This is a genomic window from Streptomyces uncialis (genome assembly GCF_001905345.1).
GTDB classification, from domain to species: domain Bacteria; phylum Actinomycetota; class Actinomycetes; order Streptomycetales; family Streptomycetaceae; genus Streptomyces; species Streptomyces uncialis.
Genome location: NZ_LFBV01000012.1, coordinates 211932 through 226545, shown reverse-complemented (window position 1 = coordinate 226545; position 14614 = coordinate 211932). Strand labels below are relative to the sequence as shown.

The following is a 14614-nucleotide window of genomic DNA, read 5'->3' as shown; positions in this document are numbered from 1 at the left end:
TTCGCGGCCCGCCGGTGCCTGTCCGTGCGCGGTGTACGGGTGCGCCCGCGGGTGTCCCCGTGGCCGCTCCGCCGTACGCGCGCGTCCCGCTGGTGCTGGTCGGGTCGCGCCGGGTGTGGTGGGGGCTGTTCGTCAGGGAAGACGTGGTTTCGCGGCCGGAGGTTGCCCGGCCGTACGCACGGATCGCTCCGGCGGCCCGGTGGCCGTCGGTGTCCCGCGTACAGCCGTTCGGACGCGGTGTCCCACCGGCTGCCAGGTCGTACGTGGAGCTGTTCGGAGCGGTGACGGCGGTGACGCGAGCCGCTCGGCGCGGTGCTTTCCCGGCCGGTCGGCCGGCCAGGTCGTCGTGTGTGCGGCGGGTCGGGCCGGTGTCTTCCCGGCCGTCCTTCGCGCGACCGCTCAGGCCGGTGGTTCCCCGGTGGGTCCGGGGCCGGCGAGGCGGTCACCGATGTCGCGCAGTCCCGCCAGGTCGTGGACGTCGCCGGGCAGCGCGCCCACCTCCGCCACGGCCACTTCGGGGTGCAGCGCGGTGAAGCGGTCGCGGGTGCGCCGTTCGCGGTCGAGGAGCTGCATCCGCTCGGCGTGCAGGCGCAGCAGACCGACCGTCAGCCGGGCCGGTCCCTGGGGGTCGGCGGAACGCTTCGTACGGTGCGTGTCACGTGGTGCGGGGGTGTCGTCGTGGTGCTCGGGGGAGTCCGGACGGGGCCGGTCGTGGTGCTCGGGGGGCGTGGGTGATCCGGGAGAAGCGGGGGTGCTCCGAAGTCCAGCTTGCCCGGCCGTCTGATCGACAATGCCGCTGTCGGCAAGATTTTCCGGATCGAGATGTTCCGCAGCCGGACCATCCGTATCCGGATGTCCACCGGGGGCGGCCCCCGCGCGCGTGGCGGACGGCTCCGCGGCCCGGGCGTGATGATCGTCCGCACCGGGGCCGCGGAGGTGATCGTCCGCACCCGTCCCGGCGAGGTGGTCGTCCGCACTCGGGCCGGTGTGGTGATCGTCCGTACCGGTCCCGGTGAGGTGCTCGCCGAGGCTCTCGGCGGCGGCCAGCGCGCGTTCGGCCGGGAGATGGGCCGCACCGCTCACATGCACCCGGTTGAGGACCAGTCCGGCGAGCGGCATGTCCTCCGCCGCGAGGCGTTCCACGAAGTACGCGGCCTCCCGCAGGGCGTCCCGCTCCGGCGCGGCGACCACCAGGAACGCCGTACCGGGGGCCTGGAGCAGCCGGTACGTGGCGTCCGCGCGGGTGCGGAAGCCGCCGAACATCGTGTCCATGGCGGCGACGAACGTCTGCACGTCCCGGAGCAGTTGGCCGCCGAGGAGCTTGCCGAGGGCGCCGGTCATCATCGACATCCCGACGTTCAGGAACTTCATGCCGGCCCGGCCGCCGACCTTCGCGGGGGCCATCAGCACCCGGATGAGCTTGCCGTCCAGGAACGAGCCGAGCCGCTTGGGGGCGTCCAGGAAGTCGAGCGCGGAACGCGAGGGCGGGGTGTCCACGACGATGAGGTCCCACTCGTCCCGCGCGCGCAGCTGCCCCAGCTTCTCCATCGCCATGTACTCCTGGGTGCCCGCGAAACCGGCCGAAAGCGACTGGTAGAAGGGGTTCCCCAGGATCGCGGCGGCCCGTTCGGGGTCCGCGTGCGCCTCGACGATCTCGTCGAACGTGCGCTTCATGTCCAGCATCATCGCGTGCAGTTCGCCGCCCGCGCCGTTGTCGATGCCCTTCACACGGCGTGGTGTGTTGTCCAGGGAGTCGATGCCCATGGACTGCGCCAGCCTGCGTGCCGGGTCGATGGTCAGGACGACCACCTTCCGGCCGCGTTCGGCGGCGCGCAGTCCGAGCGCGGCGGCCGTGGTCGTCTTGCCGACACCTCCGGCGCCGCAGCACACGACGATGCGGGTCCTAGGGTCGTCCAGGAGGGGGTCCACGGCGAGCGTCCGCCGGGCGCGCAGCCCGTCCTCACTGCCCGCGTCCTCGGCGGGCCCGCTGCCCGCGGTCCGGTCGGCGGATGGCGTCATACGGCGTCCTGCTTCCTCGGGTCCGTGTCCTGCTTCCTCAGGTCCGCGGCGAGGCGGTACAGGCCCGCGAGGTCCATTCCCCCGGCCAGCAGGGGCAGTTCCCCCAGCGGCAGCCCCAGATCGGCCAGGACGGCCCGCTGGGCGTGCTCCAGGGCATGCCGCTCGGCGTACTCGGCGGCCTGCGCGAGCAGCGGGTCGACGAGGCGCTCGGCGTTGCCGCCCTTGCGCGCGCCGCCGAGTCCGGCGCCGGCGAGCGACTTGGCGACCGCGGTCCGCGCGATACGGCCCTCCCCGCGCACCAGCGCGAGGGAGTCGTCGTCGAGGAGCTGGGGGCGTACCAGGTTGACGATGATCCGGCCCACCGGCAGCCCCGCGGCACGCAGTTCGGCGATGCCGTCGGCGGTCTCCTGGACCGGCATCTCCTCCAGGAGCGTCACCAGGTGCACGGCGGTCTGCGGTGACTTGAGGACCCGCATCACGGCCTGGGCCTGGTGATGTATCGGGCCGATCTTCGCGAGGCCCGCCACCTCGTCGTTCACATTGAGGAAGCGGGTCACCCGGCCCGTCGGCGGCGCGTCCATCACCACGTGGTCGTACACGAAACGGCCGCTCTTGTCCTTGCGGCGGACCGCTTCGCACGCCTTGCCGGTCAGCAGGACGTCACGCAGACCGGGGGCGATGGTGGTGGCGAAGTCGATGGCCCCGAGTTTCTTGAGGGCCCGGCCCGCGCCGCCGAGTTTGTAGAACATCTGGAGGTAGTCCAGCAGCGCCAGCTCGGGGTCGATGGCCAGGGCGAACACCTCCCCGCCCCCGGGAGCCACCGCGATCTTGCGCTCCTCGTACGGAAGGCTTTCCGTCTCGAAGAGCTGCGCGATGCCCTGCCGGCCCTCGACCTCGACCAAGAGGGTGCGCTTGCCCTCGGTCGCGAGGGCGAGCGCCAGTGCGGCGGCGACCGTGGTCTTGCCGGTACCGCCCTTGCCGCTGACGACCTGGAACCTGCTCACGTATTCGAGCCTAACCACTGGCGCGGCGGCCTACGCAGGAGGCCGCCTTTCGCAGCGGATACAGTCGCCGCATGACCAAGTGGGAATACGCAACTGTGCCGCTGCTCGTCCATGCCACGAAGCAGATCCTGGACACCTGGGGCGAGGACGGCTGGGAACTGGTCCAGGTCGTCCCCGGACCGAACCCCGAGCAGCTCGTCGCCTATCTGAAGCGCGCGAGGTCGGCGTGAGCGGCGCCGTCGAGGCCCGTCTCGCGGAGCTGGGTCTGACCCTGCCGCAGGTCGCCGCCCCGCTGGCCGCCTACCAGCCCGCCGTACGCACCGGCTCGCATGTGTACACCGCCGGGCAGCTGCCCATGGTGGAGGGCACGCTCGCGGTGACCGGCAAGGTCGGCGCCGAGGTCACCGCCGAGGAGGCGAAGGAACTCGCGCGCGTGTGCGCGCTGAACGCCCTGGCCGCCGTGAAGTCGGTCGTGGGCGATCTGGACCGGGTGGCGCGCGTGGTGAAGGTCGTCGGGTTCGTCGCCTCGGCGTCGGACTTCACCGGCCAGCCCGGGGTCCTCAACGGCGCCAGTGAGCTGCTGGGCGAGGTCTTCGGCGAGAAGGGCGTGCACGCGCGCAGCGCGGTGGGCGTCGCGGTGCTCCCGCTGGACGCCCCGGTCGAGGTCGAGCTCCTGGTGGAGCTCACCGCCGACTGACGGCCCGCCTGCCGGTCGGTGGCCCCCGGGTGGCCCGTCCGGTCGGCGACCGCCCCACAGGGGCCCTGTGGGGCGGGTACGCGCGTTCCGGCCGTGCCCGTCGGCGCGCGGCCCAAAACGGTGTGATCCCGCACAACGGCGAACCCTCGAAGATCCACGCCCCCCGGGATAGCCTCCCGCCATGGCGAACGGGCAGTGGTACCCCCCTGAGTGGCCGGACCGTATCCGCGCGCTGGCGGACGGCACGCTCGTACCCGCTCCGCCCAGACGCGCCTCCACCGTGATGCTGCTGCGGGACACCGCGCGCGGCCCCGCCGTCCACCTGCTGCGCCGCCGCGCCTCCATGGCCTTCGCCGGGGGCGCGTACGCGTATCCGGGCGGCGGCGTCGACCCCCGTGACGACGACCCCGGCCTCCGCTGGGCGGGGCCCTCGCGCGCGTGGTGGGCCGAGCGGCTCGGCACCGACGAGGCCACCGCGCAGGCGATCGTGTGCGCGGCCGTCCGGGAGACGTACGAGGAGGCCGGGGTGCTGCTCGCGGGCCCCGCGCCCGACGCGGTGGTCTCCGACACCACAGGGGCGGACTGGGAGGCCGACAGAGCGGCCCTGGCGGCCCGTGGGACGTCGTTCGCGGAGTTCCTGGACCGCAGGGGCCTGGTGCTGCGCTCGGACCTCCTGGGCGCCTGGGCGCGCTGGATCACCCCCGAGTTCGAGCCGCGCCGCTACGACACCTGGTTCTTCGTCGCCGTCCTGCCGCCCGGCCAGCGCACCCGCAACGCCTCCACGGAGGCCGACCGTACGGTGTGGGCGCGCCCGGCCGGGGCCGCCGCCCGCTACGACCGGGGCGAGCTGACGATGATGCCGCCGACCATCGCGACCCTGCGTGGGCTCGCGGGCTTCGCCACCGCCGCCGACGCGCTCGCCGCCTCGGCGGACCAGGACCTGACGCCGGTCCTCGCGCGGGCCCGGCTGGAGGGCGACCAGGTGGTGCTGTCGTGGCCGGGGCACGAGGAGTTCACCAAGCAGGTGCCCGCCGGGGGCGCCGACGGGGGTGGCGGGGGTACTGATCAAGGCTTGAGCAGTGGGGTGTCCTCCGGCGGCGCGACCCGGGGCGGTACGTCCGGGGGAGAGGCCGCGCGATGACGGACGCCGCCGCACTTCCCGGCCAGCCGCGCGGCGAGGTCGTCTCCGGAGCGGCGACCACGCGCGCGGTGAACGTCCTCGCGCCGAACCCTTCGGTGATGACCCTGGACGGCACCAACACCTGGATCGTCTCCGAACCCGACTCCCCGCTCGCGGTGGTCATCGACCCCGGACCGCTGCACGGCGGTCATCTGCGTGCCGTCGTCGCGGCGGCCGAGCGGGCGGGCAAGCGGGTCGCCCTGACCCTGCTGACCCATGGCCACCCGGACCACGCGGAGGGCGCGGCCCGCTTCGCGGAGCTGACCGGTACGCCGGTGCGCGCGCTCGACCCGGCACTGAGGCTCGGGGACGAGGGGCTGGCGGCCGGTGACGTCGTCGGCACGGGTGGTCTGGAGCTGCGGGTGGTCGCCGCCCCGGGACACACCGCCGACTCGCTGTGCTTCCATCTCCCGGCCGATCAGGCCGTCCTCACCGGGGACACCGTCCTGGGCCGCGGCACGACCATGGTGGCCCATCCTGACGGCAGGCTGGGCGACTATCTGGACTCGCTGCGCCGGCTGCGCTCGCTCACGGTCGACGACGGCGTCCGTACGGTGCTGCCGGGCCATGGCCCGGTCCTCGACGACGCACAGGGTGCCGTCGAGTTCTATCTGGCCCACCGTGCCCACCGGCTCGCCCAGGTGGAGACCGCCGTCGAGGACGGTGTCGTCACGCCCGAGGCGGTCGTCGCCCGTGTCTACGCGGACGTGGACCGCTCGCTGTGGCCCGCGGCGGAACTGTCGGTGCGCGCGCAGCTGGAGTACCTGCGGGAACACGGGCTCATCTAGGACACCGGATGCCGCCCTGCCGTCGGATGCCGTCCGGGCGGCGGTGCCCGACGGGCCGACCGGCCGCGCGGGGGTGACATGCCGAGGGCCCGCCTCGGTGGGCGGGCCCTCGGGTCACGCGCGTCAGCGGGAGCGCTTCGCCAGCCGCTCCACGTCCAGCAGGATGACCGCGCGGGCCTCCAGCCGGAGCCAGCCACGGCCCGCGAAGTCCGCGAGGGCCTTGTTGACCGTCTCGCGGGAGGCGCCGACGAGCTGGGCCAGCTCCTCCTGGGTGAGGTCGTGCACCACGTGGATGCCTTCCTCGGACTGCACGCCGAAGCGGCGGGACAGGTCCAGCAGGGCGCGGGCGACCCGGCCGGGCACATCGGAGAAGACCAGGTCGGACATCTGGTCGTTGGTCTTGCGCAGGCGCCGGGCGACGGCGCGCAGCAGTGCGGCGGCCACCTCGGGGCGGGCGTTCAGCCAGGGCTGGAGGTCGCCGTGGCCGAGGCCGAGCAGCTTGACCTCGGTGAGCGCGCTCGCCGTGGCGGTCCGCGGTCCGGGGTCGAACAGCGACAGCTCACCGATCAGCTCACCCGGGCCGAGCACGGCCAGCATGTTCTCGCGGCCGTCCGGGGAGGTGCGGTGGAGCTTCACCTTGCCCTCGGTGACCACGTACAGCCGGTCCCCCGGGTCACCCTCGTGGAACAGGGCGTCACCGCGCGCGAGGGTCACCTCGCTCATTGAGGCGCGCAGCTCCGCGGCCTGCTCGTCATCGAGCGCCGCGAAGAGCGGGGCGCGCCGCAGAACGTCGTCCACGAGTTCTCTCCTTGTCGACCTGACTTGACGGGGTGCGTGCTCCCCATCTTGCCGGACGGTCCAAACAGTGTGACCAGTCACAAGTCTGCCGCACGTACGTCCCACACAGTGCCCGTGGGGGCCAATTGGGGGCCAATCCTCCAGGTCCCGGGCAGGTGTCGGTGCCGGGCTCTAGGCTGGCCGGGTGTCCAAATCGCCGGTGAGAGCACAGGCCAAGGGGGCTGGGGAGGTGACGGTGCGCAGTGATTCCGCTGTGGGCGAACATTCGTCCGGGCCTGTCGCAAATGCGGCAAAACGGTCGGGTGGTTCGAGTGGCCGGAGTGGTTCGGGTGCAGGCGCGACGTCGTCCGGCGAGGCTCCGGTGACGGCCTCCGGCGCGGCGTCGACCAGCGATTCCGGAGGGTCCGCGGGGCGGGACGGGTCGGCCGGGTCGGCCGCCGGGTCGGCTGCCGGAGCGTCCGGGGGTGCCCCGGCTGGTGCGTCCGGCGGTGCGCCCGCCAAGAGGTCCGCCAAGGCGCCCGCGAAGGCACCCACCAAAGCCGCCACGGGGTCGGCCAAGGCACCCGCGAAGGCTCCCGAGAAGGCTGAGGCGAAGGGGGCGTCCAAGGCACCCGCCAAGGCGCCCGCCAAGAGCTCCGCGAAGCCACCCGTGAAGGCGGCACGCGGCGAGTCCCGTACCGCTCTCGTGCGGCGGGCGCGGCGGATCAACCGGGAGCTGGCCGAGGTCTATCCCTACGCGCACCCCGAGCTGGACTTCGAGGACAGCTTCCAGCTCCTCGTGGCCACGGTCCTGTCCGCCCAGACCACGGATCTGCGGGTCAACCAGACGACCCCGGCCCTCTTCGCCGCGTACCCGACGCCCGAGGACCTCGCCGCCGCCGACCCCGCGCGCGTGGAGGAACTGATCCGGCCCACCGGGTTCTTCCGGGCCAAGACCAGGTCGATCATCGGGCTCTCCACGGCCCTGCGCGACGACTTCGGGGGCGAGGTCCCGGGCGAGCTCAAGGACCTGGTCAAGCTGCCCGGGGTGGGCCGCAAGACGGCGTTCGTGGTGCTCGGCAATGCCTTCGGGTTCGCCACTTAGGTACCACGGTGCAAGCAACGCTTGCGCTCCCCACCTAGGGACGTGACCCCCAAGGGTCCACTACGACCCTAGGAGTGAAGGCGTGGTCACCAACCCGCTTACCGACGTTCCCGGCACCTTCCTGTCTGCAACGGCCCTTGAAGCCATTGCCGTTGGCTACGTCCGGCAGTCGTCTGCCAAGACCAACAAGACTGAGGCGTCACCCCTCACTCAGCGCGCTGCCATTGAGGGCCGGGCCGCTGAACTCAACGCGCGGTTCGTCCGGCACTACGAAGACATTGGCATTTCCGGGTGGAACCCCGACGCTGAGCGGCCCGGCTTTGAGGAAATGCTCAAGGCGGCCCGTGCCGGTGCGTTCAACATGTTGATTGTGTATGACGTGAGCCGCTTTTCACGCCGGGAAGTGGTTGACGCAATTCCGATCGTCACGGAGCTTCATAGGCTTGGCGTCACCATCGTCAGCGTATGCGATGGTGTTTTCGCCCCGCGCGACACCATGGCGCTTATCTACCTGATCATGCGTCTTGATGCGGCAAACAAAGAGTCAGCCCTCAAGTCCAAGAAGGTGCGTGACGTGAAGGCCGCTCAGCGGGCAAAGGGTTCGTGGCTTGGCGGTCAGACACCGTACGGGCTAGATGCCGAATCGTACGTTGACGGCAAACTCCCGCTTATGCGCCTGATCCACAACAAGGCTGAATCTGCGAACCTTCGCCGGATTGTCGCGCTGATCTTCAAGCACATGAAGGACCCAAATGGACGGAAGCGCGGGCAGCGGAACCCCGGAACGCTTTCCGCGCTGTGCGACAACATGACGAGGGACAAGATTCCGACGCGCGGGCAACGCAAGGGAAAGGAACGCGCAAACTCAACGTGGCAAGTGAAGACGTTGAAAGGCATTCTCATGAATCCCGCCATTGCCGGTATGCGCGCTGAACCGGTCTACAAGCTGCGGGAGAACGGAACGCGAACCAACACGCTCATTGACTACCGGATCATTCGTGACGAAGACGGACGCCCCGAAAGGATCTGCGAAGCGATCATTCCCCCTGCAAAGTGGTTCGTACTTCGGGAATGGCTCAGGGGGCGCGGGCAGGGTGAAGGGGTGGCGCATGGTACGTCTCTCCTGAGCGGCCTTCGGAACGCGGATGGAAAGGCAATTCTCACGTGCGCTTGCGAACGGCCGCAGGGAGCGTTGAACAGTGGCCCAAAGCCTGTGTACCGATGCACGCGCGGGAGCAGCGTTCCGAGCAAGACGGGCGAACATGAGGCGCTGAATGCGGTCATGCAATCCCACCTTGACGCGCACGTTGCGGGCAAGGTATTCGCACTCATTCAGAGCGCCACGGCTGGGGACGCAGATGTCGAAACGGTGGCCATCATGATTGAAGCAACACGGGTATTCTCACGTTCGATTGAGCGCCCGGAAACGGCTGCCGAAAGGACTGAGGTAGTCACAGAACGGGTGGACGCGAACAACGCTCTTTCCGAACTGTACGACGATCTTGACGCCGGTCTTTACGCGGGCAGCATGGGGCGTAGTCGGTTCAAGGAGAAAAAGGCCCGAATTGAGGGGCGTATCACAGCGGCGGAAAAGCGGCTTGGGGAATTGGCCGATCCGGAATCGGTGACGCTGCCTCTTGCCGAGTGGCTGGACGGCGCAGAGAACGGCGACCCTTTGGGTAAGGGCTCATGGTGGGCACGTGCCGCGCTGGCCGACAAGCGCAAGTTCATTGAACTGTTCGTTTGCCGGGTCAGGGTCAAGAGCGTCAAGAACTCTCATCAAGGACGTACGCGGGGTGGCTACGATGTGGCACCGCGAATTGATATTGAGTTCGTTCGCCCCGAAGACGAAGAGGGGGCAGCGGCCAACTCCGCTGCCGCGTAGCGCTGGGGGTGTGACAGAGACGGCCACAACTCCCACTGAGAGCCCCTGAGAATGCCCCGGTAGGCACATCGCCTACCGGGGCATTCCCATGCTCCCTACGGGGTCTTCTTGCCGGTCGGATCAGTGATTCCCGCTCGAACACGGCCCGCGCTCAATGGACGTGCAGTTTCCGTTGTCGTCATAGGTGTGCGTAACCGTCACGGACCCATGGCAATTCGAATCCGGGCATGACTCGGTTGTTGAAGCAACCGCACCCAACGTAGCTACCCTCTTCCGTTCGTGTCTGCACAGACCGCACCGGCCATGAAAGTACGTGCCAACCAGGCACATTGCGCAGCGACCACCCGACCACGGTCGGACCGTCACCAGGTCCGTTGACATAGCCTTCCCTTCCCTTCCCTTCCCACGATGCACACCCTGAGCGCCGGATGTGGGAAGAACGCCGGAACCCGCCCCCGGACTGGCGTAGACGGCCCCCTGTAGCCCCCTGAGCCTTGGTACGGGCCCCTGAGCCTGCCGGGGCTTTCCCGTTCCCGTACGCGGGCGCTGACGGCCGTTCTAGGCTGCCCCCATGGAACGCGACTACAAGATCAGGGACACGGCCTTTACCGGGTGGCTACTCGACAAGGCACGCGCGGCCGGGTGGGACGTGGACAACGACCAGGAAGCCCATAGCACCCTTCGCCTGTCCGCAGCGTTCATCCGGAACGGCGATCTTGCCGACATGGACATGCCCCGACTGGCGGCAGCGCTGGGGGTGTCCGTTGACGACATCGTGGGGGCGGCAGCCAAGGAAATGGCGACGAACACGGCCCTGAACGTGCTACTTGACCGGCCGGACGTGGCGGAGCTGGACGAGCACTTGGATTCGGTCGCGTGGCCGGACGATGGGAAACCCGGAGACGGCCGGTAGCCGTGACCCCTACACTCCGCGCATGAGTGACTACAAGCGGCTTCAAGGCAGCGTGAGCGAAGACCAGTTGACCGACCACGATGTTCGGGCACTACTGCGCGCCCACCAAGACGGGGGGCCAATCAGCCACCTGTTCGAAACGGGAGAGATCAACGACGACACGTTTCCGGCGCTCAGTCAGGCAGCCGAACGCCTTACGGAACAGGGCGACCACGAAGGCGCTGAGACGTTGTGCGACGCGATCTCATACGCGGCGGCAGCCGGTGACCGCCCGCCCGTGGCAGGCTGGCCGACCCGTTGACGGCCCCTGAGAGCGCCTGAGACGGTACCCGGGGCGGCCACGGAGCGACAACAGCCCACGGTGCCCGCAGACGGCCCCTGAGCCCTTCGGGGTTAGGGGGCTTTTCTGTGCCCCATCTATTGGCATGTACATGACTCTACGACGCGGGTCGTGCGCGGAGCGTGAGCATCCGGCCCCTTTCAGCGCGGGTGGTGCGGTGAAACGGTGGTTCGTACCTCATTTTCGATATGCCATAAGAAACCTTCTAGGAAAACGAGGATCAGGCAAGAACCACCGTTTCACCGCACTGTGGCCACCATCACTCGGTACGCCGTCTTGTGATTCGGCAACAAGCGCGCTCTAGGGAACCCTTGCGCTCTAGTAGGGAGTAGAGAGAGCGAGGGAGTGCCGCGCACCCCTCTACAGAAACGGCGGACTGAGTACCCCCGCTCTCTCGACTTCTTGGGGCTCTTCGTGATCCCTTGGCGTGGTGGGTAGCTCTCACGGAATCGCCTAAAGCGTCCAGTCGTCCAGCGGCCTAGGACTCCCCCTTTCCGGGGGCAACCCCGGTTCGAATCCGGGCAGACGCAAGCTAGCCCGCCTAGCCCAACGGTAGAGGCGCACGGCCTAGACCCGTGTTGTTCCCGGTTCGAATCCGGGGGTGGGTACAGATCAGTGACTCACGTGAGTCACTGCCTAGGTAGGGGGTGGTCGTGTGCGCGTCCGGTGTCTTGACTGTCGAGAGTGGGCCATCCGTAAGGGTCGGTGCTCTGCTCACCACAAGGCGCACGAGAATGGTCGGTCGTACCAGTCGCACAGCAAGCGTCGTGCGGCTATCGCTCGTGGGCACAATGCGGCGGCACTGTTGCGTAGGGCTGTACGCAAGGCTGTGAGTGGGACGTGTGCCATATGTCGTGGCACCTTCCTGCCCAGTCAGGTGGACATTGATCACATCAGGCCCCTTGCTCTAGGTGGCGAAGACGTGGCCAGCAACGTTCAGGTGCTGTGCAAGTCGTGTCACAAGACGAAGACGGCCGTGGACTTCGGCAAGCGCCCGTTCTGACGCTCCGGCAGGGGGCGGGGCCGCTCCGAAGTTCCCCGGATTGGCGCGCTGGCGATCCCGGCCCAAGCTCGGAACGTGCGCGCTAGGTGTGACGCCGTTTTGGGGTGCCCGACCCTTGGGGCCACTGGGCAAGCGCGTATCCGGCCACGCGAGAAAGGCACCGTTAAGGGGCCTGTAAGGGCCGTGAAGGGGGTGTCAGCGTGTCCCGGAGCAAGAGCCCCGATCAGCGCACCGGCAACGCCAACACGGCTGCCGAGAGTGCCGCCCCCGTCGTCCATGAGGGACGGGCCCCGCGCGTGCCCGCTGGCCTCAAGCGGGTCGGTCGTGAGGTATGGCGGAACGTCTGGCAGGCGGGCAACGGGGCGTACTCCCCGGAGACTGACCGGAACATCATCTTGCGGTACGCGGAGCTTCACGACCGGCGCGCGTCGCTTCTCGCTGCCGTTGATAACGATGGGCTCATGACCGTGGGTTCGACCGGTCAGCCTGCCGTTCATCCGGCCATGCGTTATGTGGAGTCCACGGAGCGCGAACTGCGGGCGATTGAGACTGTCATCGGCTTCACGCCGGAAGCCCGTATGCGTCTGGGCATCGTGGCAGCGGAAGCGCGACGCGTAGCGGCTGGCCCCGAAGACTTCTGACCAGTGACTCACGTGAGTCACTGGTCAGGCAGAGAGAAAGCCCCCGACTTCCCGGGGACTTGCGGGTCTAGGCGGTGCGGATGAATCGATGGGGCCCCAGTTTGTTGCCGCTGCCGACCGACTGGACGCCGGTAGCGATCCAGCCCGTATGCATGCCGGTCCATTTCTTTAGGTCCCGGACGGAAGTTACCTTGCCCGGAGCCCATGGGCACGGCTCATCTTGGGCACGGAACCATTGGAACGTTCCGATCTCCCTGCCGTCCTCAAGCACGGTGACAGCTTCACCGAAGAAAGTTTCCTGAACGGCCTTCCATGCCTCCCCCTTCGTGGCGTACTCCCCGGGCAGGGGCATCGCGCGTCCGCTAATCATGGGCGTGATGGCGAGGGTGTAGGTGGGCACGTGCTTCCCTCCGTGGAATGCGTTCCAGCACTGCGCGTCGGCAAGTGCCATGCGAGCGGTCACGTAATCGGGGGTGCGGTACACGATGCGGTCACCCTGAACAACCGTGGCGTAGTGCTTGCCGTCAGCCTCTGTGGTCTTGATGTTCATCATGTCTGCCCCTCCCGCTGCCGTCCGTCCTTACGTCGAAAAACCTAGCATGGCGTACGCCGTGTGGGCGAGTGGTTTCCGGGTTTTTCTGGTTCTCGGTTTGCGTGGTGCGGGCTTTGGGTGGGGGTGGCGTATGTCTGGTATCGATCCCGTGATCGCACGCCATATTCCCGCTGACGCGCCGTTCCCTTCTGAGGGTTACCGGGTCGCCAATTGGATTGAGCGCTTTTGCTACCTCACTGGGAGTTTCGCGGGTCAGCCGTTCAAGCTCTTGTCGTGGCAGCGCGAACTACTCATTGACGCGTACCGGCTCGAACAGGATGCGTTCGGGCGTTGGGTTCGTCGGCACCGCATGGCCGTGGTCTGCATTGCCCGCAAGAACGGCAAGTCAACGCTTGCCGCTGCCATCATGCTCTATCACCTGATAGCCGACCGGGCCGATTCTCAGCGTCAGATCATCGCTGCCGCGAATGACCGCAATCAGGCGCGCATGGTCTTCGACGCTGCAAAGCAGATGGTCAATGCGTCCCCGAAGCTGTCGGCCGTCTGCACTGTTCAGCGCGACGTGATCCGTTTCAAGGACTGCACTTACCGTGTGGTGTCTGCGGACGCCGGACGGCAACAGGGGCTCAATCCTTCGGCTGTGTCGCTGGACGAATACGCGTTCAGCAAGTCGGCCGATCTGTTCGACGCGCTCACCCTGGGCAGCGCTGCACGGAACCAGCCGATCACGTGGATTGTCTCGACTGCCGGACCCGACCCGGACGGGCCTTTTGCCAAGCTCTGTGAGCAGGGTGAGCGGGTCAACTCCGGCGAAGCCGAAGACCGGACCCTGTTCTACCGGTCGTGGGGTCCCCGCATCGGGGAACAGGTGGACCACCTTGACCCGGCAGTGTGGCGCGCGTGCAACCCCTCGTTCGAGATCCTGAACGAAGAGGACTTCCGCGCTGCCGCTCAGCGGAGCACCGAAGCAAGCTTCCGGATCTACCGGCTCAGTCAGTTTGTCCGGGGCGCGTCCACGTGGCTGCCTCACGGCCTTTGGGACTCCCTTGCGGCCGATGACACCCTGAGCCCCGGCGAAGCCGTTGTGCTGGGCTTCGACGGGTCTTGGAAGGGTGACAGCACAGCGCTTGTCGCCACCCGCGTGCATGACCTTCGGGTGTTCGTGTTGGGGCATTGGGAAGCGCCTGCCGACGATGCGCATTGGCGCGTCCCCATGGCCGACGTTCGTGACGCTCTACGGTCCGCGCTGGACACGTACAGCGTGCGCACTCTCGTGGCCGACCCATACCGGTGGGAAGAGACGCTAGACAACCTTGAGGCTGAGGGGCATCCCGTTGAGGCGTTCCCAACCAACTCCCTAAAGCGCATGGTTCCGGCGACTCAGATCGTCTATGACGCGTGCCTTGACGGCCGACTGTCGCACGATGGGGACCCGGCCCTTGCCCGACACATTGGGAATGCCGTCCTTAAAGAGGACCGGCACGGCGCACGCGTCACAAAGGAATTCGCGGCATCGCGCCGGAAGATCGACCTTTGCATAGCCATGATCCTTGCCGTTCACGGCGCGGTCATGTTCCGGGAAGACAACCCCCACTTGATCGAAACGGCGATTCTCGCCACGTGGGAGGGAGAAGACGGCCGCGTGTTCAACGTCGGCTCCCCGGATTTCGACCAATACCTAGAAGACGACTAGCTGACTCAGGGCAGTG

At 68.2% G+C, this 14614-nt stretch carries 14 protein-coding genes, 2 tRNA genes and 1 pseudogene; 13 read left to right on the top strand and 4 right to left on the bottom strand.

The window, feature by feature from the left end:
- Positions 1 to 399 precede the first annotated feature (399 nt).
- Positions 400 to 2019: an ATPase BagB gene (gene bagB / locus AB852_RS36220; protein ID WP_073795541.1), complete on the bottom strand. Its 1620-nt coding sequence runs from the start codon at positions 2017 to 2019 to the stop codon at positions 400 to 402.
- A complete protein-coding gene (bagA, locus tag AB852_RS36215) occupies positions 2016 to 3023 on the bottom strand; it encodes an ATPase BagA (protein WP_073795539.1) in 1008 nt (335 codons plus the stop codon). The genes bagB and bagA overlap by 4 nt, the downstream gene beginning before the upstream one ends.
- 71 nt (positions 3024 to 3094) lie before the next feature.
- Here bagA and sp36 point away from each other — a divergent pair, with 71 nt between their 5' ends.
- The 4 genes from sp36 to AB852_RS36200 all read left to right on the top strand — a co-directional run bounded on the left by sp36 (position 3095) and on the right by AB852_RS36200 (position 5688).
- Entirely contained in the window at positions 3095 to 3253 is a 159-nt protein-coding gene (sp36, locus tag AB852_RS39430; RefSeq protein ID WP_099282727.1) for a Sp36 family protein, read from the top strand.
- Positions 3250 to 3720: a RidA family protein gene (locus AB852_RS36210; RefSeq protein WP_073795536.1), complete on the top strand. Its 471-nt coding sequence runs from the start codon at positions 3250 to 3252 to the stop codon at positions 3718 to 3720. Before sp36 ends, AB852_RS36210 begins: the two co-directional genes overlap by 4 nt.
- Positions 3721 to 3901: 181 nt before the next feature.
- Positions 3902 to 4861, top strand: coding sequence for an NUDIX hydrolase (locus tag AB852_RS36205; RefSeq protein WP_079185183.1), 960 nt, complete (start codon positions 3902 to 3904; stop codon positions 4859 to 4861).
- Entirely contained in the window at positions 4858 to 5688 is an 831-nt protein-coding gene (locus tag AB852_RS36200; RefSeq protein ID WP_073795533.1) for an MBL fold metallo-hydrolase, read from the top strand. The genes AB852_RS36205 and AB852_RS36200 overlap by 4 nt, the downstream gene beginning before the upstream one ends.
- Before the next feature lie 123 nt (positions 5689 to 5811).
- Here AB852_RS36200 and AB852_RS36195 read toward each other — a convergent pair whose 3' ends face one another.
- Entirely contained in the window at positions 5812 to 6486 is a 675-nt protein-coding gene (locus AB852_RS36195; protein ID WP_016642758.1) for a Crp/Fnr family transcriptional regulator, read from the bottom strand.
- Between the two features lie 229 nt (positions 6487 to 6715).
- Here AB852_RS36195 and AB852_RS36190 point away from each other — a divergent pair.
- From AB852_RS36190 to AB852_RS36150, 8 genes and pseudogenes are all read left to right on the top strand, one after another.
- Positions 6716 to 7558: pseudogene (locus tag AB852_RS36190) on the top strand (endonuclease III domain-containing protein); the annotation flags it as partial.
- Between the two features lie 94 nt (positions 7559 to 7652).
- On the top strand, positions 7653 to 9455 hold the full coding sequence (locus tag AB852_RS36185) for a recombinase family protein (protein WP_079185182.1): 1803 nt from the start codon (positions 7653 to 7655) through the stop codon (positions 9453 to 9455).
- A gap of 571 nt (positions 9456 to 10026) precedes the next feature.
- The gene (locus AB852_RS36175) at positions 10027 to 10368 is read left to right on the top strand and encodes a hypothetical protein (RefSeq protein ID WP_073795529.1); all 342 of its coding nucleotides are present in this window, start codon (positions 10027 to 10029) and stop codon (positions 10366 to 10368) included.
- 22 nt (positions 10369 to 10390) lie between these two features.
- The gene (locus AB852_RS36170) at positions 10391 to 10669 is read left to right on the top strand and encodes a hypothetical protein (RefSeq protein WP_073795527.1); all 279 of its coding nucleotides are present in this window, start codon (positions 10391 to 10393) and stop codon (positions 10667 to 10669) included.
- Positions 10670 to 11166: 497 nt separating this feature from the next.
- Positions 11167 to 11238 (top strand) — tRNA-Glu (locus AB852_RS36165).
- A gap of 5 nt (positions 11239 to 11243) precedes the next feature.
- Positions 11244 to 11316, top strand: a tRNA-Leu gene (locus AB852_RS36160).
- Between the two features lie 47 nt (positions 11317 to 11363).
- Positions 11364 to 11711, top strand: a complete 348-nt coding sequence (locus tag AB852_RS41560; protein WP_073795524.1) for an HNH endonuclease — start codon at positions 11364 to 11366, stop codon at positions 11709 to 11711.
- Between the two features lie 296 nt (positions 11712 to 12007).
- On the top strand, positions 12008 to 12352 hold the full coding sequence (locus AB852_RS36150) for a phage terminase small subunit P27 family (RefSeq protein WP_425444213.1): 345 nt from the start codon (positions 12008 to 12010) through the stop codon (positions 12350 to 12352).
- Positions 12353 to 12419: 67 nt separating this feature from the next.
- Here the strand turns inward: AB852_RS36150 and AB852_RS36145 are convergent, their stop codons facing one another.
- Positions 12420 to 12905, bottom strand: a complete 486-nt coding sequence (locus tag AB852_RS36145) for a hypothetical protein (RefSeq protein ID WP_073795519.1) — start codon at positions 12903 to 12905, stop codon at positions 12420 to 12422.
- Between the two features lie 130 nt (positions 12906 to 13035).
- Here AB852_RS36145 and AB852_RS36140 point away from each other — a divergent pair, with 130 nt between their 5' ends.
- Complete coding sequence (locus AB852_RS36140) at positions 13036 to 14598, top strand: terminase large subunit domain-containing protein (RefSeq protein WP_073795517.1); 1563 nt, start codon at positions 13036 to 13038, stop codon at positions 14596 to 14598.
- The last annotated feature ends 16 nt before the right edge of the window (positions 14599 to 14614 follow it).

What these genes read in the sequence shown, in the direction of transcription:
- AB852_RS36170 (WP_073795527.1), top strand. Translation starts at nt 10,391, where the DNA reads ATGAGTGACTACAAGCGGCTTCAAGGCAGCGTGAGCGAAGACCAGTTG.
- AB852_RS36200 (WP_073795533.1), top strand. Translation starts at nt 4,858, where the DNA reads ATGACGGACGCCGCCGCACTTCCCGGCCAGCCGCGCGGCGAGGTCGTC.
- sp36 (WP_099282727.1), top strand. Translation starts at nt 3,095, where the DNA reads ATGACCAAGTGGGAATACGCAACTGTGCCGCTGCTCGTCCATGCCACG.
- AB852_RS36175 (WP_073795529.1), top strand. Translation starts at nt 10,027, where the DNA reads ATGGAACGCGACTACAAGATCAGGGACACGGCCTTTACCGGGTGGCTA.
- AB852_RS36205 (WP_079185183.1), top strand. Translation starts at nt 3,902, where the DNA reads ATGGCGAACGGGCAGTGGTACCCCCCTGAGTGGCCGGACCGTATCCGC.
- AB852_RS36140 (WP_073795517.1), top strand. Translation starts at nt 13,036, where the DNA reads ATGTCTGGTATCGATCCCGTGATCGCACGCCATATTCCCGCTGACGCG.
- AB852_RS36145 (WP_073795519.1), bottom strand. Translation starts at nt 12,905, where the DNA reads ATGATGAACATCAAGACCACAGAGGCTGACGGCAAGCACTACGCCACG.
- bagB (WP_073795541.1), bottom strand. Translation starts at nt 2,019, where the DNA reads ATGACGCCATCCGCCGACCGGACCGCGGGCAGCGGGCCCGCCGAGGAC.